Below are 17,310 nucleotides of genomic sequence, written 5' to 3' on the forward strand. Positions count from 1 at the left end.
CCGCCCGGGGCCGCGCACGAGACCGACAGCAAGGAGGCCAGCATGGCAATCGACATCGAACCCGCAGTTTCCCCACACCTCGTCGTTGGCGACGCCGCAGCGGCGATCGACTTCTACGTCAAGGCTTTTGGCGCCGTTGAGCTGGGCCGGGTGCCCCGCCCCGACGGCAAATTGGTCCACGCCGCACTGCGCATCAACGGCTCGCTGGTGATGCTCAACGACGACTTCCCGGAAGTGTGCGGCGGCAAGTCGATGACGCCGAAGTCACTCGGCGGCACGCCGGTCACGATCCATCTGACGGTCACCGACGTCGACGCCAAGTTCCAGCAGGCACTGGACGCGGGCGCCACCGTGGTGGCGCCGCTGGAGGACCAGTTCTGGGGCGACCGCTACGGCGTGGTCGAGGACCCGTTCGGGCATCACTGGTCGTTAGGTCAGCCGGTGCGCGAGGTCAGCCCCGAGGACATTCAAGCGGCGATGTCCGGGCAGGCCAGCTAGCAGTCACGCAGCCGGGCCAGCAGCCGGCGTCGCCTGGACGGCGCCGGCCTGGCCGTGGCCGCGGCGGCAAGCATGTCGCCGATGGCGGTGAACTTGACGCGCGGTCGACTCGCGTCGCTGCCGCGCGCGATCTCGGCGGCGTCGATGGCGCCCCACCCCACGGAGTCGACGGCGTCGGGCTGGTGGGCACGCACCAGCCGGTCCAGCGCGTCTGGCTTGGCGAGCGGATCCGCCAGCCTCCCGGCGTTGAAGTCGGCGACCAGCGCGTGCACGGTCTGCAAGGAGCAGGACTTGTTGGTGCCGATGAAGCCGGTCGGTCCGCGCTTGATCCATCCCGCGACGTAAGCGCCGGGCACCGGGCCACCGGAGGCGGGATCGACGACGCGCCCGCCATCGTTCGGCACGACCGCCGCGGATTCGTCGAATGGAAGATCGCGAATCGGCTTGCCGCGGTAGCCGATCGACGTGAGTACCAGGCCCGTGTCTAGCCGGCGCACCTCATCGGTGCCGGTGACGGAGAACTCGACACCGGTGGCGCGTTGCTGGCCCAGCACGCGCCGGGGTGTGAGCTGGTAGGCCAGCCGGACTCGTGGCCGCCGCGTGCCCGAACTCGGCGCCGAAGCATCGCCGAGCTTGCTCACGATCTCCAGCTTGTTCCGGGTCAACATGTCTGAAGCGGACGCGAGATCGCTTGCCACCAACCGCTGATCGCCCGGATCGAGCACGACCTCGGAGGCGCCGGTGAGCCCGATCAGTTCGGGCAACGTGAACGCGGAATGCGCCGGGCCGCGCCGCGCGGCGATCACCACCTCGCGGACCGCGGAGCCGCGCAATGCGTCCAGCGCACGATCGGAGATGTCGGTGCGGGCCAGGTCGTCCGGGTCCGCCGTGAGCACACGGGCCACATCGAGGGCGACATTGCCGTTGCCGATGATCACCACCCGCTCGTGGCTGAGATCGACTGGCAGATCGGTGAAGTCGGGATGTCCGTTGATCCATGCGACCAATTCGGTGGCGGTTCCCGTGCCCGGTAACCCCATGCCTTCGATGTCCAGGCGGCGGTCGTCGGGCGCACCGACGGCGTACAGCACGGCGTGATGGTGCGCCAGCAGGTCGGCGTGGCTCAAGTGCTTGCCGATCTCGACGTTGAGATAGAACCGGAAGTGGCGATGACGGGTGACCCGGTCGAACAGCTGAGTGACTTTCTTGGTGTTCTGATGATCCGGCGCCACCCCCGCGCGAACCAGGCCGTAGGGCGTGGGCAGCTTCTCAAAGACGTTGACGCGCACGCCATGTTGGGTCAGCAGCTCGTCGGCGGCATACATGGCCGCGGGCCCGGATCCGACAATCGCGACGGTCAGCGGATGACGGCGGGCGCGCACCTCCGCCGCCGGGATCACCGGGGCCAGCTTCGAGGTCGGCGGCAGTTTCTCCCCCGCGGGCCGCGGCGGGTAGAAGGACGCGTTGATCTCGACGAACGGCAGCTGCTTGGGCTCCAACCGGGTGTCCGGCGCGATCGCGCCCACCGGGCAGGCGCTCACGCAGGCGCCGCAGTCCACGCAGGCCACCGGATCGATGTAGAGCATCTCCGAGGTCGCGAAGCCAGGCTCGTCCGGTGTCGGGTGAATGCAATTCACCGGGCACGCGAAGACACAGGACCCGTCGTTGCAGCACGACTGGGTAATAACGTGCGGCATAGAACTCCCGGAACCGCTAGGCGGCCGGCGCCGCGGCCAGGTGCTGGCGTTGCGGTTCGCTGCGGTAGCGCGACGGCTTGCCGTTGATCTTGCACAGGCGCCACATGAGCCGCGCCGAACGGGTTTCCATCAACCCGGTGTCGTTGGCCAGCATCCGGACGTCGGCGAACATGTCGCTCAACCACTTTCGCGAATCTGGCGACCGGAAGAACAACTCCTTCTTGACCTCGCGCGGAATGTCGAACTCCCGCCAGAACGCCTTGGGCGGCACCGTGATCGCCTGGCACAGCACCCGCATGGTCAGCGGGTAGTACAGCGAGACCCAGAACCGCTGCCGTTTAGTCAACTGCGGCAACCGCTTTCGCAAGAACTCATGAGCGAAGGAGATGTGCCGGGCCTCCTCGGCCACGTGGATCGCCATCACCCGCTCCATGATCGGGTGCAGCGACTTGCCTTCGCGCAGCACGTTTTTCTGGGTATGGTCGATCGGCTCCTCGCCGGCCAGCACACCGATGAAAAACGCCACCGGCAACGGGCCCGCGACCAGCGGAACCAGGGGCGAGATCCAGCGCAGCATCCGCGGCATCCCCGGCACGTCGGCGCCGACGCGGTTCACCATCTCCTGGAACATCATGGTGTGGTTGCACTCTTCGACCGACTCGTGCAGGCAGTACCGGTACTCCGGTGACCCGTTGGGCACCCAGAACGTGTAGTTCATCAGCCCGCGGATCAGGATGGACTCGAAGTGCAGCCCCACCTTGGCCACGTTGGCCTGGCGCCACATTCCGATCTTGATCTTTCGCTCGTCTGACTGGGCTTGATACCAGGGATGGCGGCCCAGCGGGTCGGTCTTCGGCAGGATCCAGCGGGGGTCGTTGTCCGTGACCGCGAATTCCGGTGAGTCCCAATCGATATCGGTATACGGGTTGAAGTTTCGCCGCACCGACCCCTCGGACAGTGTGGCAAGCATGTTGACGTACTCGACGTCGTCGCGGACTTCCATATTGCGGCGCCAACGCCGGACCATTCGCGTCCTGGCCATATCCAAGCCCTCCCCAACGAGGTTTACATTTGGACGTGCTGTGTCTAGACAGTACCGCGGGTACCGGGAATGTTCCAGACCTCGCCGGACAGTGTGGGCTGACCAGTGGTCAGGCAAATCGTGTGTCCTGGCTCACACCGCGACGCGGCGGCCGGGCCGCCGCAGCACCGGTCCCGCGCCGCTTACTACGCTGGCTGGCATGGCTGACGAGCTCCAGATTCCCGCTGACCTCAAACCCCGCGACGGCCGATTCGGATCGGGTCCGTCGAAGGTCCGACCCGAGCAATTGCAGGCGCTGAGCACCACCGCGGCGGCGTTGTTCGGCACCTCGCACCGGCAGGCGCCGGTCAAGAATCTGGTGGGGCGGGTCCGGTCGGGACTCGCGGAGCTTTTCTCGGTGCCCGACGGTTACGAGGTCATCCTGGGCAACGGTGGTGCGACGGCGTTCTGGGATTCCGCGGCCTTCGGGCTGATCGACAAGCGCTCGCTGCACCTTTCCTATGGCGAGTTCAGCTCGAAGTTCGCCTCCGCCGTCGTCAAGAACCCGTTCATCGGGGATCCCATCATCGTCAAGGCGGATCCCGGCAGCGCACCGGAGCCGCGGAGCGATCCGTCGGTCGACGTGATCGCGTGGGCGCACAACGAGACCTCGACCGGGGTGGCGGTGCCGGTCCAGCGCCCGGCGGATTCGGGCGACGCGTTGGTCGTCATCGACGCGACCTCGGGCGCCGGCGGCCTGCCTGTCGACATCACCGAAGCCGACGCGTACTACTTCGCGCCGCAGAAGAACTTCGCCAGCGACGGCGGTCTGTGGCTGGCGATCATGAGCCCGGCCGCGCTGGCCCGGGTCGAGTCGGTCGCCGCGTCCGGTCGCTGGGTGCCCGACTTTCTGTCGCTGCCGATCGCTGTGGAAAACAGCCTGAAGAACCAGACGTACAACACGCCCGCGATCGGCACCCTGGCCCTGCTGGCCGAACAGCTCGACTGGATGTTGGGCAACGGTGGGCTGGACTGGGCGGTCAAGCGCACGGCCGACTCGTCGCAGCGGTTGTACTCCTGGGCGCAGGAGCGGCCGTACACGACGCCGTTCGTCGCCGATCCCGCGCTGCGTTCCCAGGTGGTCGGCACGATCGACTTCGTCGACGACGTCGACGCCGCGGCGGTCGCGTCGATCCTGCGAGCCAACGGCATCGTCGACACCGAGCCGTACCGCAAACTCGGCCGCAACCAGCTACGGGTCGCGATGTTCCCCGCGGTCGAGCCCGACGACGTCAGCGCCCTCACCCAGTGCGTCGACTGGGTGGTCGAACGGCTTTAACCCGCCGGCAATCCGTACGCAACCGCCCAGCGTGTCAGCACAGGTGATGGGCGTCGGCTGGACTAGAGTGCGCACGTGACGGGTCCGTCGCTGACCTGCACGGAGCCTGCGAGGAGAACACCATGCGGGAACTCAAAATGGTTAGGCTCGATGCCGACAGCAAATACATCGTCTGCGAGAGCGATGATCCCGTAGAGGAGTTCAGGCTGGCGATCGACGACCGATTGCGGGCCGCGTTGAACGGCGAAACCGCGCAGCCGGAGCAACCGCACCTCGAGATCGACGTCACCAACATGCTGAGCCCCAAAGAGATTCAGGCCAAGATCCGTGCGGGCGCCTCCGTCGAGCAAGTGGCCGCGGCGTCGGGTTCCGACGTCGCGCGGATCCGCCGCTTCGCCCACCCGGTGCTGCTGGAGCGTTTTCGCGCGGCGGAGCTGGCAACGGCCGCACATCCGATGCTCGACGACGGGCCCGCGGTGCTCACCCTGCTGGAGACCGTCAGCGCCGCGCTGGTGACGCGGGGCCTCGACCACGAGAAGCTCAGCTGGGACGCCTGGCGCAACGAAGACAACCGATGGACGGTGCAGCTCGCGTGGAAGGCCGGCCGCTCCGACAACAACGCACACTTCTGCTTCACGCCGGGCGCTCACGGCGGCACGGTCACCGCGATCGACGACGCGGCCAGTGAGCTGATCGACCCGAACTTCGAGCGTCCGCTGCGGCCGGTGGCGCCGGTGGCCCACGTCGACTTCGACGAGCCCACGAAGCCGTCGGTCGCGACGCCGGTGAAGCCGGCCGTCGCCACGCCGCAAGAGCAGCCGGTGCACACGCGGCGCGGCAAGCCGGTCATTCCCGCGTGGGAGGACGTACTGCTCGGGGTTCGCTCCGGCGGGCAGCGCTAGCTACGACACCGCCAGCGCGAGCAGCGTCAGCCACGCGCCCGTCACACCTACGCCGGCACCCAACACAAACCAGCGCAGCACCGGGGTGCGTCGCCACCCCCACAACGTCGGCGCCAGTCCCCCGGCCGCGACGACGTTGAGCCCGACGGCCAACAGCGGATGTACTCGCACCAGCCCGAGGCTCAGCACGACGATCGCGACCGCGGTCACCGCCGCGACGAACCCGGCCACCGTCAAACCCGTTGCCCACGGCACAGACTGGGAGCGCTGGTCGCTCACGGGCCGAGCCTAACCCGCTCGTAGAACGCCAAAGCGGCCGCGGTCGCGACGTTGAGCGAGTCGGTGCCGCGCGACATCGGAATGCGTACCCGCACATCGCTCAATCGCAGCGTGGCCGGCGTCAACCCCGGCCCCTCGGCGCCCACCAACACCGCAACACGTTCGTCGCGCGCGGCGGCCATCGCCTCGGCCAGCGCGCAGGCCTGGCCGTGCGGAGTCATCGCAAGCAGACGAAATCCCTTGTCCCTCAGCGTCATCAGGTCACCAGGCCAGGTCGCCGCCCGGGCGTACGGCACCAACAGCGCATGACCCATCGACACCCGAACCGCGCGGCGATACAGCGGATCCGCGCAGCCGCCGCCGAACACCACCGCGTCCACGCCCAGCCCCGCCGCGTTACGAAAGATCGAGCCCAGGTTCTCGTGGTCGTTGACGCCCTCGAGCACCGCGACCGTGCGGGCGCCGTCGACGACCTGCGCGACGGCCGGCTCGGGCACCCTCCTCGCGGCCGCCAGGACGCCGCGATTGAGGTGAAAGCCGACCACCCGCGCCATCACTTCGGCAGAGGCCCGGTAGAACGGCGCCGCGCAGTCGGCGAGGTCCGCTTTGAGCTCCGCCAGCCTGCGGTCGGTGCCGAGCAGGGCGTGCGGGGTAAACCGCGACACCAGCATGCGCTGCACGACCAGGACACCTTCGGCGATCACCAACGCTTTTCCGGTCGGCAGATCGGGACGGCGGTCGACGCTGTTCAGGTCGCGGAAATCGTCGAGTCGCGGGTCGTCGGGATCGTCGACGTCCTGGACATTCGGGCCGTCGCTCACGGGCTTTCGTCGACCAGGGCCAACATCAGATCGGCGGCCTCGCGCAAGGTGGCGCGCTTGTCGCTGTCCAGCGTCGCCAGCCGCTCGGCCAGCCACTCCTGGCGGGCGCGCCGGGCCGCCTTGACCAATTCGGCGCCGGACTCGGACACCGACACCAGCACCTGCCGGCCGTCGACGGGATGCGGCGCGCGGTCAACGAAGCCCTCGTCGGCCAGCGAGGCGATCACCCGGGTCATCGACGGCGGCCGGACCCGTTCCCGAATCGCCAGGGCGCCGGGCGTCATTGGGCCCTCATTGGCCAGCGTCGCGAGCGCCGAAAGCTGCGACAGCGACACCGGCGACGACGGATTCCGGAAGCGTAGTTGGCGGGCCAGCCGCATGACGGCCAGCGACAAGTCACTGGCCAGCCGCGCATCGCTGTCAGGCATGGCGCGAGGTTACATCGGAAGCCGATAACTAGGAACACGAACGCACCCCACGCCGGAGCGCAGGCTATGTTGAGCGTGATGTCTGTCGCACCCGGCGAAAGCGCACCCGGCGAGACCGGACCTGGCGAAAGTCCCGAAGCGCCGGCCCTGCCGCCAATGCTGCTCCAGGTCTGGCCCGTCGTGGTCGTGGGCTTTCTGGGTTGGCTGGTCGCCGCGGCGGCCGCGTTCGTCGTACCGGCGCTCGAGGGTTGGCGACCGGTGACGCTCGCCGGGCTGGGCACGGGGTTGCTCGGCAGCAGCATCGTCGTGTTACAGGTCGCCGCCGCCCGCCGCGGCGACCGTGGCGCACAAACGGGACTCGAAAACTATCTCGACCCCAAATAGGGAGGTGCAATGGTAGCCCCGCTACTTCAAGCGCAGGTCGACATCGACGCGCCGGCTTCGAAGGTTTGGGCGTTGATTTCCGACTTTCGGCGGATGCCCGAGTGGAGCCCGCAGTGTCGGTGGATGAAGCCCTTCGGCCCGCTGCGCCCCGGAACGCGCACCCTCAACCTGAATCGGCGTAACCGCCTGTTCTGGACCACCACGTGCACCGTCGTCGAGGTCGTACCGGAGAAGAAGCTGGCGTTCCGGGTCAACACCAATCGCACGATCTGGAGCTACGAGCTCGAGCCGAGCGGCCAGGGCACGCGGGTGATCGAGAGCCGGCACGCCGAAAACGGCGTCAGCGCGTTCTCGAACGTCTCGGTGAAAACGCTCTTCGGCGGAACGTCGAACTTCGAACGCGAATTGGTCGAGGGCATGAACGCCTCGCTGGCGAACATCAAAGCCGCCGCCGAGAAAAGCTAGTCCGACGGCTCCGCGGGGGGCTCCGGCGAATCGCTCGGTTCCGGCGTGGGCTCGTCCGCCGGTTCCGGCGCGGGCTGCTCCGCGGGCTTGTCCATGACGTCGAGCACACCGTCGTCGTACGGCTCATACATCGGCGAGCCGGTGCCCGCGGCGGCGGGCGTATCGGAATGCGCGCCGCACCCGTACTGCTTGTCGACGATGTGCCCGTCGGCGGAAAGCTCATTGCCGCACACCCCGAACATCGCGCCGAGCGATCCCGCCAGCGGCAGGAAGAAACCGCAGTCGCGGCACACGCGCTTGGTGGATCGCGCCATCGGCGAATCGGGGCCGTAGTCCCCGGTGTGCCACCGTTCGGCGGCCTCGGCGCGGCCCCATGCGCTCATCACCCAGCGGCGGCCAAGCCCCACTTCGGCGGCGGTCTCGTCGACCTGCGGGTCGCCGCTGGCGGCGTAGCCGGGCACCAACCGCGGGTCGTCGGCGGCCGGCGCCAGCAGGTCCCCGGGGCTCAGATCTCCGGGCCGCACCCGCTGGTCCCATGGCACCCATTCGGGCGCCAGCAGCGCCGTCGGGCCGGGGACCAGCACCACTTCGCTGATCGTCGCGTGGTCGGCGCCCGGATAAGCCGCGACGACGGCGGCCCACTGCCATCCCTGGTAGCCGGGCAGGTGGGCCAGGAACCGGTGCGTCGCAGCACTGGGATCTTCGTAGCTGACGCCCAGGTAATCCCCCACGGCCTCGGCGCCAGCGAACTCCACGACGGCCGCCCGGGCCGCGTCGACCGCACCCGTGAGCACCGCCGCCAACCCTGCCGGCCACTCGGCCTCGGTCGCCACGGCGGATTCCCCGATGGATCCGGTCACGCTGTCCCCTCTCTGCACTGCGCCTCCAATACTAGGTTGGCGAGCCACACCCGGTTGCCTGCCGGGATAGGACAGAATTGATTTGTGTCTGGGCGCCGGCGTGACGATCCCGGCCGGGTGGCCTCCCACCCGGGCCGGCGGACGCGCAACGGGTCGGGCAACCAGCACCCTGGCATGGCCAATTACCCCGCCGACGATCCGGACTACCGGCGGGCTCGCCGCTCGGCGCCCACGCCCAGCGCAAACCGCTATCTCCCACCGCTGGGCCAGCAGCCGGAACCGGACCGCCCGCCCACGCCGCCGCGTGGGCCGGCCTCTGGCGAACGGATCACCGTCACCCGCGCGGCGGCCCAGCGAAGCCGCGAGATGGGCTCCCGCATGTACTGGATGGTCCAGCGGGCGGCCACCGCGGACGGCGCCGACAAGTCCGGCCTGACGGCGCTGACTTGGCCCGTGGTGGCGAACTTCGCGGTCGACTCCGCGATGGCGGTCGCATTGGCCAACACGCTGTTCTTCGCGGCGGCCAGCGGGGAGAGCAAGTCGAAAGTTGCTCTGTACCTGTTGATCACGATCGCGCCGTTCGCGGTCATCGCTCCGCTGATCGGCCCGGCGCTGGACCGGTTGCAGCACGGCCGCCGCGTCGCGCTGGCACTGTCGTTCGCGCTCCGCACGGCGTTGGCGGTGGTGCTGATCGTGAACTACGACGGGGCCACCGGCAGCTTCCCGTCGATGGTGCTGTATCCGTGCGCGCTGGCCATGATGGTCTTCTCGAAATCGTTCAGCGTGCTGCGCAGTGCCGTGACGCCCAGGGTGATGCCGCCGAGTATCGACCTGGTGCGAGTCAACTCGCGGCTCACCGTCTTCGGGCTGCTGGGCGGCACCATCGTCGGCGGCGCCATCGCGGGCGGCGTCGAGTTCGTCTGCACCCACCTGTTCAAGCTGCCCGGGGCGTTGTTCGTGGTGGTCGCGGTCACGGTCGCCGGCGCCCTGCTGTCGATGCGGATTCCGCGCTGGGTCGAGGTGACCGCGGGCGAGGTCCCCGCCACCCTGAGCTATCGCAAGGACAGCAACCCGCTCCGGCGAAGCTGGCCCGAGGAAGTCAAGAAGGTCGGCGGGACACTGCGACAACCGTTGGGCCGCAACATCATCACCTCGCTGTGGGGCAATTGCACCATCAAGGTGATGGTCGGCTTCCTGTTCCTGTATCCGGCGTTCGTCGCCAAGGCGCACCAAGCCAACGGCTGGGCCCAGCTCGCCATGCTGGGGATGATCGGCGCCGCGGCCGCGATCGGCAATTTCGCCGGCAACTTCACCAGCGCACGGCTGAAATTGGGTAGGCCGGCCGTGCTGGTGGTGCGCTGCACGGTGGCGGTGTGCGCGGTCGCCCTGGCCGCAGCCGTGGCGGGCAACCTGCTGGTGGCCGTGATAGCCACCCTGGTCACCTCGGGTTCCAGCGCGATCGCGAAGGCGTCCCTGGACGCGTCGTTGCAACACGACCTGCCCGAGGAATCGCGGGCATCGGGGTTCGGACGGTCGGAGTCGACGCTGCAGCTGGCCTGGGTGCTCGGCGGTGCGCTCGGCGTCATGGTCTACACCGAATTGTGGGTCGGCTTCACCGCGGTCAGCGCCCTGCTCATTCTGGGGCTGGCGCAGACCGTCGTCAGCTTCCGCGGCAACTCGTTGATTCCCGGCCTCGGGGGTAACCGGCCGGTCATGGTCGAGCAGGAGAGCATGCACCGCGGTCACGGCAGGCGTCCGGCGGCGGTGCCGGAGTGAAACGCGGTGTCGCCGTTCTGCTTACGGCCCTGGTGGCACTGCTGGCCGTGGGCGCCGGGGTGGGAACCTGGCTACTCGTGCGCCGGCCCGGCCCGCAGCGACCCGAGATCAGCGTGTATTCGCATGGGCATCTGACCCGGGTGGGGCCGTACCTCTACTGCAACGTGCTCAACCTCGAGGACTGTCAAACACCGCAGGCGCAGGGCGAATTGAAGGTCACCGACCGCTATCCGGTGCAGCTCTCGGTGCCCGAGGCCATTTCGCGGGCACCGTGGCGGCTGCTGCAGGTGTACGAGGATCCCGCGAACACGGCCACCACCATGTTTCGCCCGGGGACCCGGCTCGCGGTCACCATTCCGACGGTCGACCCGCATCGGGGGCGATTGACCGGGATCGTGGTGCAGTTGCTGACGCTGGTGGTCGATCCCTCCGGCGAGCTGCGCGATGCCCCGCACGCGGAATGGTCAGTGCGCCTGGTTTCTTAGCCCTTTAGGGCGTTGAGTGTGCCCTCAGGGCGGCCTCCAGCGGCGTGTCGCCGCCGTGGGCGCACACTCGATTCGATTTCGCCCAACAAGTCGACGTTCGGCGGAGGGGTTACGCGCCGTGACCGGCCGGGACCCGCTCGGCCTCGAGCGGCGCCCCGGGAGGCGTCCCGTCTCCGAAAGGCCTGCCTCCCAACGCTTCCCGGCCGTGTGGACTCAGCCAGCTTGCCAGGTCCGGCCCCTTGGGAACGATCCTGGTGGGATTGATGTCGGCGTGCACGATGTAGTAGTGCTGCTTGATTTGGACGAAGTCGATGGTGTCGCCGAAACCGGGCGTCTGGAACAGGTCGCGCGCGTATGCCCACAGCACCGGCATCTCGGACAGTTTGCTTCGATTGCACTTGAAGTGGCCGTGGTAGACGGGATCGAAGCGGGCCAGCGTGGTGAACAGCCGCACGTCCGCTTCGGTGATGGTGTCGCCCACCAGGTATCGCTGCGCGCTCAGGCGATCGCTCACCCAATCCAATGCGGTGAACAGCCGGTCGTAGGCGGCATCGTAGGCCTGCTGCGACCCGGCGAAGCCGCAGCGGTAGACGCCGTTGTTGATCTCGGTGTAGATCCTTTTGCTCACCTCGTCGATCTCGGCCCGCAGCGGCTCGGGGTATAGCTGCGGCGCGCCCTCGCGGTGGTAGGCGGTCCACTCCGTGGAGAAATCCAGCGTCATCTGGGCGAAATCGTTGGTGACCACCGCGCCGGTCGGGATGTCGACGATCGCCGGGACGGTGATCCCCTTGGGGTAGTCGGGGAACCGCTTGAAGTAGGCGTCCTGTAGCCGCGGGATCTTCAGGACCGGGTCGACGCCGCCCGGGTCGAGGTCGAAAGTCCAGCTGCGCTCGTCGTGGGTGGGACCGCAAAAACCAATGGAGAGAACGCCTTCCAGGCCCAGCAGCCGCCGCACGATGATCGTGCGGTTGGCCCACGGGCAGGCGCGGGCAACCACGAGCCGATACCGGCCCGGCTCTACGGGATAACCATCGCGCCCGTCGGCAGTGATGCGGGTGGTGATGTAGTTGGTGTCGCGAGTGAATTCACCCGCCCCGGCAACGTAGGTGGCCATGACGACGACTGCGCCTCCTAGAGATTCGCCTCCGTCGGCGCGGCGGACACCGTCAGAAACCGCCGAGCCAGGTTGGTCTCGGTCGACTCGCCCGGTTCCCAGTGCGCGATCCACGGCCCGGTCCCCTCCGACTGGTCGACGATCCCCGCTTCGAGCCAGGTATAGCGGCCCTCCATGACGTCGTGGGTCAGCTGGACGTCCGTGCTGTCGGTGTTGCTCCACAGCGCGTGGAACAGCGCCTCGACGCGGAGGGTCGCCTGCTCGCAGAACGTCGCGGCCACCTCGTACGCCTGCTTCCCCACGGTCGGGTCGGCGGCCCGCTGGCCCTCGGCGCGCACGCACACCGCGGACATCGCGAACAGCTCGGCACCGATATCGACGATGCGGCCCAGGAATCCCTGCCGTTGCTCCAGCTTGGCCTGCCACCGTGCCATCCCGTAGAAGGTGTTGCGCGCCAGCTTGCGCGTCGAGCGTTCGACGAACCTCAGGTGCGTTGCCAGCGGGCCGAACTCGCCGTAGGCCTTCGGTCGCTGCCCTTCACCAAAGACCAGCTGCGGCAACCACTTTGCGTAGAACCCGCTCGCGCCGACCGCCGCGGCGGCCTTCTGCCGCAGACCGGCGTCGGCCTTGGCGAGGTCGCCGGCGGCGCTCAAGTGGGCATCGACCGCTTCGCGGGCGATGAGCAGCCTCATGATCTCGCTAGAGCCTTCGAAGATGCGATTGATCCGCAGGTCCCGGGCCACCTGTTCGACCGGCACTGCGCGCTCGCCGCGCGCGGCCAACGACTCCGCGGTCTCATAGCCCCGCCCACCCCGGATCTGCAAAACCTCGTCAACGATCAAGCAGGCCATTTCGCTGGCCCACAATTTGGCCAATGCCGCCTCGATGCGGATGTCGTTGCGCCCCTCGTCGGCCATCTGCGAAGACAACTCGAGCACGGCATCAAGCGCGTAGCACGTCGCGGCGACGAACGAGATCTTGCTGGCCACCGCTTCGTGTTTGGCCAGCGGCTTGCCCCACTGCACACGCTCCCCGGACCATTCGCGGGCGATCTTCAACGCCCACTTGGCCGAGCCCGTCGCGCTCGCGGGCAGCGACAGCCGTCCGGCGTTGAGTGTGGTCAGCGCGATCTTGAGCCCGTCGCCTTCGCGGCCGATCAGATTCTCGCTCGGCACCCGCACCCGGTGCAGCCGAGTCACGCCGTTCTCGATGCCGCGCAGCCCCATGAACTTGTTGCGCCGCTCCACGGTGATCCCGGGCGCATCGGCCTCCACCACGAAGGCGCTGATCCCGCCGCGGTGCCCGTCGCTCTTGGGCACCCGGGCCATGACCACCAGCAGTTCGGCGACCACGCCGTTGGTGGTCCACAACTTCACGCCCTCGAGTTCGTACGCCTTGCCATCTTCAATCGGGGTCGCCGTCGACGCCAGGCGCGCCGGGTCCGAGCCCACATCCGGTTCGGTAAGCAGAAAGGCCGAGATGGCCCCAGCGGCGCAGCGCGGCAAGAACTTCCGCTTCTGTTCGTCGGTCCCGGCGAGTTTGAGCGGCTCGGGTACCCCGATCGACTGATGGGCTGACAACAGCGCGCCAAGACTGGGATGGACGCTCGAAATCATCATCAGGGCGCGGTTGTAGGCGACTTGCGACATGCCCAGGCCGCCGTATTCGGCCGGTATTTTCATGCCGAAGCAGCCCAATTCGGCCAGGCCCTTCACGTATTCATCGGGAATCTGCGCGTCGCGCTCGACGACGCTGCCGTCGACGGTGTCCAAAAACTGCCGCAGCTTGTCGAGAAACGCGCGGATGCGCTCCTCGTCGGCGTCGGACGGTTTGGGAAATGGGTGGATGAGCTCCAACGGAAAACGCCCGAGGAACAACTCTTTGGCGAACGACGGTTTATCCCAACCACTTTCGCGGGATTCCTCGGCGAGTGCTCTCGCCTGCTCCTCGGTGACCTGCGCTTGCTGTGCCATCGCAGCCTCCTCGCTAACGACTCACACGACGCGTGAATACTGGCCCGGATACCACGCCTACGAATCTCGAAGTTACCATCCGGTAGCTTCGAGGGGCAGTGCGTTCTGGGTCGTTGTCGGGGTTTAGGCGTCGAGCTCCCGCGCGACCGCCTTGACCACCTCGGAGACCCGGCGGGCCGTCTTGCGGTCCGGGTAGCGCCCCTTGCGCAGCTCCGGCTGCACGGTGCTCTCCAGCAGCGTGATCATGTCCTCGACCATGCCGTGCAGCTCGTCGGGGCTGTGCTTGTGCTCGGCGGGCCCCTCGCGGCGCGGCCTGGACAGGCTGGGCGGCGGATCGATCAGCTTGAGGCTCAACGCTTGCGGTCCCCGCCGGCCCGAGGCCACACCGAATTCCACGCGCTGCCCGGCTTTGAGGCCCTCGACACCCGCGGGCAACGCCGACGAGCGGACGTAGACGTCCTCGCCGTCCTCCTGCGACAGGAAGCCAAACCCCTTGTCGGCGTCGTACCACTTCACCTTGCCGGTCGGCACTCGTCTCACCTGCTTGTCTGACGGATAACTAGGAATGGACAACACAAGAAGCGCCCCGCCTGTGCAGGACGCGATGCGGATTCAGATCCTACTCGGGTGGCCGCCCGCCCAGCACCCCCGTTTAGGGGTTACTCGGTAGGCTGGGAGGACCGCTGGAGGAGATATGCGCCTGATCCTGAACATTATCTGGCTTGTGTTCGGCGGCCTCTGGATGGCCGCCGGATACTTGGTGGCGGCGCTGATCAGTTTTCTGCTCATCATCACCATCCCCTTCGGCTTCGCCTCGCTGCGGATCGCGTCCTACGCGTTATGGCCATTCGGCCGGACGATCGTCGAAAAGCCGACGGCCGGCACGGGCGCCCTGATCGGAAACGTCATCTGGATCTTGCTGTTCGGATTGTGGCTTGCGATCGGTCATTTGGTGAGCGCGGTGGCGATGGCGATCACCGTCATCGGCATTCCGCTGGCGCTGGCCAACCTCAAATTGATCCCGGTGTCGCTGATGCCGCTGGGCAAGGAAATCGTTCCGGTCGACTCGCCGGCCGTAGGACTGGTGGCCGCATGACGCTGACCGCGCTCGGTGTCCCGACAGTGCCCGGAACGAACGCGGGCCGTACCAGCGACGCCCCAACCGACGGCCCGCTGCTTGACACGTACGGCAGGGCCGCCACCGACCTGCGGGTGTCGCTGACCGATCGCTGCAACCTGCGCTGCAGCTATTGCATGCCCGCCGAGGGGCTGGACTGGCTGCCCGGGGAGCAACTGCTGCGGGCCGACGAGCTGACCCGGCTGATGCGCATTGCGGTGACCCGGCTCGGCATCACCAGCGTGCGGTTCACGGGCGGGGAGCCCCTGTTGGCCCGCCATCTCGAAGAGGTGGTCGCCGCCGCGGCCGGCCTGCGGCCGCGACCGGAGATCTCTCTGACCACCAACGGCGTCGGACTGGCGCGCCGCGCCGTTGCGCTCGCCGAGGCGGGACTGGACCGGGTCAACATCTCCCTGGACAGCGTGAACCGGAAACGGTTCGCGGCCATCACACGCCGGGACCGGCTCACCGACGTGCTGGCCGGTTTGGCCGCCTGCAAGGAGGCCGGCCTGACACCGGTGAAGGTGAACGCCGTGCTCGATCCCGCCACAGGGCGGGAGGACGTGGTCGAGCTGTTGGGGTTCTGTCTCGAGCACGGCTACCAACTGCGCGTCATCGAGCAGATGCCGCTGGACGCCGGGCACCAATGGCGCCGGGAGGCCGCGCTGACGGCCGACGACGTGCTGGAGGCGCTGCGCCCGCACTTTCGGCTGCGACCCGATCCCGCGCCGCGTGGCTCGGCGCCGGCCGAGCTCTGGCTGGTGGACACGGGCCCGAACACGCCGGCCGGAAAGTTCGGCGTCATCGCATCGGTGTCGCACGCCTTCTGCTCGACGTGTGATCGCACCCGGCTGACGGCCGACGGCCAGATTCGCAGCTGCCTATTCGCGGCCGAGGAGACCGACCTTCGCGGCCTGTTGCGTAGCGGCGCGCCCGATGACGCGATCGAGGCGGCCTGGCGTACCGCGATGTGGGGCAAGCCCGCCGGGCACGGCATCAACGACCCCAACTTCATCCAGCCCGACCGGCCGATGAGTTCGATCGGTGGCTGAACTGCCTGTCGAACCTGACGGAATCCAGGTCACGGTTCGCTACTTCGCAGCCGCGCGCGCCGCCGCCGGAGCCGAATCGGAGTCGGTGATCCTGCGGCCGGGCACCACGGTGGCCGAATTGGTTGAACGACTGGCGGTTCCGGGTACTCGTCTGGCCACGGTGCTGAGTCGATGCTCGTATTTGTGCGACGGAATCGCCGTTCGCGACGAGACCAAGGCGTTGCGATCAGGTGACACGGTCGACGTGCTGCCCCCGTTCGCCGGCGGCTGAGGGTGTGAAACGCGTCACATAACGGATTGATAACGGCGCGGACACGCTCCGATCTCGGGCGCTCTGACCTGCGCGATCGCGCGACGTTCCTGGCGGTTTTCCCCGTGACCGTGAGGGAAACGCCCGGTGTCGCCCAACGTGACGAGACCAACAGAACCCGCTAGCGTCTGCGGAGGCTCGCCAAGTTACCGGTGGCGTTCCTCCCCTCCCTATCGCGCCGAGCTCCATCCAATAGGGCGGGGAATCCGTACCTGGATGGAGGCGGGGGACCCACCGGTCCACCGTGATCGGACTGGAGTCGCATGCGGCTCCTTGGGGTGAAGCCGGTGTCGTCGGCAGGACGACGCCGGCCGGGTAGCCTCTCCCACCCGAACCCGACAGCTGACCTCGCAGGCGCGTACGAGAGAGGAAATTTCGGCGCGCATGAGTGGACGGCACCGTAAGCCCACCAGTTCCAACATCAGCGTCGCCAAGATCGCCTTCACGGGGGCGGTTCTTGGCGGCGGCAGCATCGCCCTGGCCGGCCAGGCCGCAGCGGCCACCGATGGCGAATGGGATCAAGTAGCCCGTTGCGAGTCGGGCGGCAACTGGGGAATCAATACCGGCAACGGCTTTTACGGCGGTGTGCAATTCACCGCGGCCACTTGGGCCGGGCATGGCGGCGGCGAGTACGCCCCGTCGGCTCAGTTGGCCACCAAGGATCAGCAGATCGCGGTCGCCGAGCGGGTGCTGGCCACCCAAGGCCGCGGCGCCTGGCCCGTGTGCGGTGGTCCGCTGTCGGGCCCGACGCCGCGCGAGGCTCCCGCCCCGGCACCGGCACCGGCCGGC

The 17,310-nt window shown here is 68.1% G+C and carries 20 protein-coding genes and 1 riboswitch; of the genes, 11 read left to right on the plus strand and 9 right to left on the minus strand.

The window, feature by feature from the left end; genetic code table 11:
* Nucleotides 1-42 precede the first annotated feature (42 nt).
* Complete coding sequence (locus A5744_RS01805; RefSeq protein ID WP_076057890.1) at nt 43-498, plus strand: VOC family protein; 456 nt, start codon at nt 43-45, stop codon at nt 496-498.
* Here the strand turns inward: A5744_RS01805 and A5744_RS01810 are convergent.
* Both A5744_RS01810 and A5744_RS01815 read right to left on the minus strand, forming a co-directional pair.
* Nucleotides 495-2,195 (minus strand): FAD-dependent oxidoreductase, encoded by a 1,701-nt coding sequence (locus tag A5744_RS01810; RefSeq protein ID WP_076057891.1) that lies wholly within the window; start codon nt 2,193-2,195, stop codon nt 495-497. The two genes, A5744_RS01805 and A5744_RS01810, sit on opposite strands and share 4 nt — an antisense overlap.
* Before the next feature lie 16 nt (nt 2,196-2,211).
* Nucleotides 2,212-3,237, minus strand: coding sequence for a diiron oxygenase (locus A5744_RS01815; protein ID WP_076057892.1), 1,026 nt, complete (start codon nt 3,235-3,237; stop codon nt 2,212-2,214).
* A gap of 199 nt (nt 3,238-3,436) precedes the next feature.
* Here A5744_RS01815 and serC point away from each other — a divergent pair, with 199 nt between their 5' ends.
* Both serC and sepH read left to right on the plus strand, forming a co-directional pair.
* Entirely contained in the window at nt 3,437-4,555 is a 1,119-nt protein-coding gene (gene serC / locus A5744_RS01820) for a phosphoserine transaminase (RefSeq protein WP_076057893.1), read from the plus strand.
* Nucleotides 4,556-4,677: 122 nt separating this feature from the next.
* Nucleotides 4,678-5,457, plus strand: coding sequence for a septation protein SepH (gene sepH, locus A5744_RS01825; RefSeq protein WP_076057894.1), 780 nt, complete (start codon nt 4,678-4,680; stop codon nt 5,455-5,457).
* Here the strand turns inward: sepH and A5744_RS01830 are convergent, their stop codons facing one another.
* From A5744_RS01830 to A5744_RS01840, 3 genes are read right to left on the minus strand one after another with little or no spacing between them, the layout of a single operon-like run.
* Nucleotides 5,458-5,736, minus strand: a complete 279-nt coding sequence (locus A5744_RS01830) for a DUF2537 domain-containing protein (protein WP_076057895.1) — start codon at nt 5,734-5,736, stop codon at nt 5,458-5,460. It abuts the gene before it with no gap.
* On the minus strand, nt 5,733-6,557 hold the full coding sequence (locus tag A5744_RS01835; protein WP_076057896.1) for an RNA methyltransferase: 825 nt from the start codon (nt 6,555-6,557) through the stop codon (nt 5,733-5,735). Before A5744_RS01835 ends, A5744_RS01830 begins: the two co-directional genes overlap by 4 nt.
* Complete coding sequence (locus A5744_RS01840) at nt 6,554-6,985, minus strand: MarR family transcriptional regulator (protein WP_076057897.1); 432 nt, start codon at nt 6,983-6,985, stop codon at nt 6,554-6,556. Before A5744_RS01840 ends, A5744_RS01835 begins: the two co-directional genes overlap by 4 nt.
* A gap of 78 nt (nt 6,986-7,063) precedes the next feature.
* Here A5744_RS01840 and A5744_RS01845 point away from each other — a divergent pair, with 78 nt between their 5' ends.
* Together A5744_RS01845 and A5744_RS01850 are read left to right on the plus strand one after the other, a co-directional pair.
* Nucleotides 7,064-7,369: a DUF2530 domain-containing protein gene (locus tag A5744_RS01845; RefSeq protein WP_076057918.1), complete on the plus strand. Its 306-nt coding sequence runs from the start codon at nt 7,064-7,066 to the stop codon at nt 7,367-7,369.
* Nucleotides 7,370-7,378: 9 nt separating this feature from the next.
* The gene (locus tag A5744_RS01850; protein WP_076057898.1) at nt 7,379-7,834 is read left to right on the plus strand and encodes an SRPBCC family protein; all 456 of its coding nucleotides are present in this window, start codon (nt 7,379-7,381) and stop codon (nt 7,832-7,834) included.
* On the opposite strand, the gene A5744_RS01855 is transcribed toward A5744_RS01850, so the two are convergent.
* Nucleotides 7,831-8,694 (minus strand): DUF3027 domain-containing protein, encoded by an 864-nt coding sequence (locus A5744_RS01855; RefSeq protein WP_139331202.1) that lies wholly within the window; start codon nt 8,692-8,694, stop codon nt 7,831-7,833. The genes A5744_RS01850 and A5744_RS01855 overlap by 4 nt on opposite strands.
* 117 nt (nt 8,695-8,811) lie before the next feature.
* On the opposite strand from A5744_RS01855, the gene A5744_RS01860 reads away from it, so the two are divergent.
* Both A5744_RS01860 and A5744_RS01865 read left to right on the plus strand, forming a co-directional pair.
* Complete coding sequence (locus tag A5744_RS01860; RefSeq protein WP_139329773.1) at nt 8,812-10,470, plus strand: MFS transporter; 1,659 nt, start codon at nt 8,812-8,814, stop codon at nt 10,468-10,470.
* Nucleotides 10,467-10,955, plus strand: coding sequence for a DUF2771 domain-containing protein (locus tag A5744_RS01865; protein WP_076057901.1), 489 nt, complete (start codon nt 10,467-10,469; stop codon nt 10,953-10,955). Before A5744_RS01860 ends, A5744_RS01865 begins: the two co-directional genes overlap by 4 nt.
* A 109-nt stretch (nt 10,956-11,064) precedes the next feature.
* Here A5744_RS01865 and A5744_RS01870 read toward each other — a convergent pair whose 3' ends face one another.
* The 3 genes from A5744_RS01870 to A5744_RS01880 all read right to left on the minus strand — a co-directional run bounded on the left by A5744_RS01870 (nt 11,065) and on the right by A5744_RS01880 (nt 14,573).
* Nucleotides 11,065-12,069, minus strand: coding sequence for a glutathione S-transferase C-terminal domain-containing protein (locus A5744_RS01870; RefSeq protein ID WP_076057902.1), 1,005 nt, complete (start codon nt 12,067-12,069; stop codon nt 11,065-11,067).
* A gap of 17 nt (nt 12,070-12,086) precedes the next feature.
* Nucleotides 12,087-14,042 carry an acyl-CoA dehydrogenase family protein gene (locus tag A5744_RS01875; RefSeq protein WP_076057903.1) on the minus strand — a complete coding sequence of 652 codons (1,956 nt, stop codon included), beginning with the start codon at nt 14,040-14,042 and terminating at the stop codon, nt 12,087-12,089.
* Between the two features lie 123 nt (nt 14,043-14,165).
* Complete coding sequence (locus A5744_RS01880; RefSeq protein WP_076057904.1) at nt 14,166-14,573, minus strand: cold-shock protein; 408 nt, start codon at nt 14,571-14,573, stop codon at nt 14,166-14,168.
* 163 nt (nt 14,574-14,736) lie between these two features.
* Between A5744_RS01880 and A5744_RS01885 the strand changes: the two genes are divergently transcribed.
* From A5744_RS01885 to A5744_RS01900, 4 genes are all read left to right on the plus strand, one after another.
* Complete coding sequence (locus A5744_RS01885; protein WP_076057905.1) at nt 14,737-15,138, plus strand: YccF domain-containing protein; 402 nt, start codon at nt 14,737-14,739, stop codon at nt 15,136-15,138.
* Complete coding sequence (gene moaA / locus A5744_RS01890; protein ID WP_076057906.1) at nt 15,135-16,211, plus strand: GTP 3',8-cyclase MoaA; 1,077 nt, start codon at nt 15,135-15,137, stop codon at nt 16,209-16,211. The genes A5744_RS01885 and moaA overlap by 4 nt, the downstream gene beginning before the upstream one ends.
* The gene (locus tag A5744_RS01895; RefSeq protein WP_076057907.1) at nt 16,204-16,482 is read left to right on the plus strand and encodes a MoaD/ThiS family protein; all 279 of its coding nucleotides are present in this window, start codon (nt 16,204-16,206) and stop codon (nt 16,480-16,482) included. The genes moaA and A5744_RS01895 overlap by 8 nt, the downstream gene beginning before the upstream one ends.
* A 205-nt stretch (nt 16,483-16,687) precedes the next feature.
* A riboswitch (cyclic di-AMP (ydaO/yuaA leader) is annotated at nt 16,688-16,895 on the plus strand.
* Nucleotides 16,896-16,905: 10 nt separating this feature from the next.
* A partial coding sequence (locus A5744_RS01900; RefSeq protein WP_139331203.1) for a transglycosylase family protein occupies nt 16,906-17,310 on the plus strand: 405 nt, incomplete at its 3' end.

The sequence above is a fragment of the Mycobacterium sp. IS-1264 genome (assembly GCF_001954195.1).
Classification (GTDB): Bacteria; Actinomycetota; Actinomycetes; order Mycobacteriales; family Mycobacteriaceae; genus Mycobacterium.

Bases quoted from the DNA above. Each gene is read 5' to 3' on its own strand.
- A5744_RS01805 (WP_076057890.1), top strand. From the start codon at position 43: ATGGCAATCGACATCGAACCCGCAGTTTCCCCACACCTCGTCGTTGGC.
- A5744_RS01810 (WP_076057891.1), bottom strand. From the start codon at position 2,195: ATGCCGCACGTTATTACCCAGTCGTGCTGCAACGACGGGTCCTGTGTC.
- A5744_RS01815 (WP_076057892.1), bottom strand. From the start codon at position 3,237: ATGGCCAGGACGCGAATGGTCCGGCGTTGGCGCCGCAATATGGAAGTC.
- serC (WP_076057893.1), top strand. From the start codon at position 3,437: ATGGCTGACGAGCTCCAGATTCCCGCTGACCTCAAACCCCGCGACGGC.
- sepH (WP_076057894.1), top strand. From the start codon at position 4,678: ATGCGGGAACTCAAAATGGTTAGGCTCGATGCCGACAGCAAATACATC.
- A5744_RS01840 (WP_076057897.1), bottom strand. From the start codon at position 6,985: ATGCCTGACAGCGATGCGCGGCTGGCCAGTGACTTGTCGCTGGCCGTC.
- A5744_RS01845 (WP_076057918.1), top strand. From the start codon at position 7,064: ATGTCTGTCGCACCCGGCGAAAGCGCACCCGGCGAGACCGGACCTGGC.
- A5744_RS01850 (WP_076057898.1), top strand. From the start codon at position 7,379: ATGGTAGCCCCGCTACTTCAAGCGCAGGTCGACATCGACGCGCCGGCT.
- A5744_RS01870 (WP_076057902.1), bottom strand. From the start codon at position 12,069: ATGGCCACCTACGTTGCCGGGGCGGGTGAATTCACTCGCGACACCAAC.
- A5744_RS01875 (WP_076057903.1), bottom strand. From the start codon at position 14,042: ATGGCACAGCAAGCGCAGGTCACCGAGGAGCAGGCGAGAGCACTCGCC.
- A5744_RS01885 (WP_076057905.1), top strand. From the start codon at position 14,737: ATGCGCCTGATCCTGAACATTATCTGGCTTGTGTTCGGCGGCCTCTGG.
- moaA (WP_076057906.1), top strand. From the start codon at position 15,135: ATGACGCTGACCGCGCTCGGTGTCCCGACAGTGCCCGGAACGAACGCG.